This is a genomic window from Halopseudomonas sp., from assembly GCF_036961105.1.
GTDB lineage: Bacteria > Pseudomonadota > Gammaproteobacteria > Pseudomonadales > Pseudomonadaceae > Halopseudomonas.
Genome location: NZ_JBALWW010000054.1, coordinates 1 through 741, shown reverse-complemented (window position 1 = coordinate 741; position 741 = coordinate 1). Strand labels below are relative to the sequence as shown.

The 741-nt window shown below is 51.8% G+C and carries 1 protein-coding gene; it reads right to left on the bottom strand.

What is annotated here, in order from left to right; translation table 11 throughout:
• Window positions 1–741 (bottom strand): catalase (locus V7756_RS18945; protein ID WP_335611755.1); only part of this gene is annotated, 741 nt, incomplete at both ends.

The window sequence follows — 741 nt, the reverse complement described above, 5'->3', positions numbered from 1 at the left end:
GTCACCTTTCTCGATGCTGTCATAAAGGTCACGTTGGTGGCTTTCCCTGTCTGCACCGATGACGGCTTCCGCTTCGGCATCGCTCAGGTTTTGAATACCTTGCTGGCATTTAAAGTGGAATTTCGCCCAGAAACGTTCGTTGTCTGAATTGATCATGCTGAATGTGTGACTGCCAAAACCGTGCATATGGCGGTATGTGGCAGGTATACCACGGTCACTCATCACAATGGTGATTTGGTGTAATGCTTCGGGAAGGGAGGTCCAGAAATCCCAGTTATTCTGGGCGCTACGTAGATTGGTTCTGGGGTCGCGTTTTACTGCATGATTTAAGTCCGGGAATTTAAGTGGGTCGCGCAGAAAGAATACGGGTGTGTTGTTGCCCACCAAATCCCAGTTACCTTCCTCGGTATAAAATTTGACGGCAAACCCCCGAATGTCACGTTCTGCATCCGCAGCTCCACGTTCACCGGCAACAGTGGTAAAGCGCGCAAAGAGCTCTGTTTTCTTACCAATTTCGCTGAAGATCTTTGCACGGGTGTAGCGGGTGATATCGTGGCTGACGGTAAACGTGCCGTAGGCAGCGGAGCCTTTGGCGTGCATTCGTCGTTCCGGGATAACCTCGCGGTCAAAATGGGCCAACTTTTCTTGGAACCAAACGTCTTGTAGAAGTTGCGGGCCACGTGGTCCGGCGGTCATCACATTTTGGTTGTCTGCTACGGGGCAACCCGCAGCGGTCGTGAG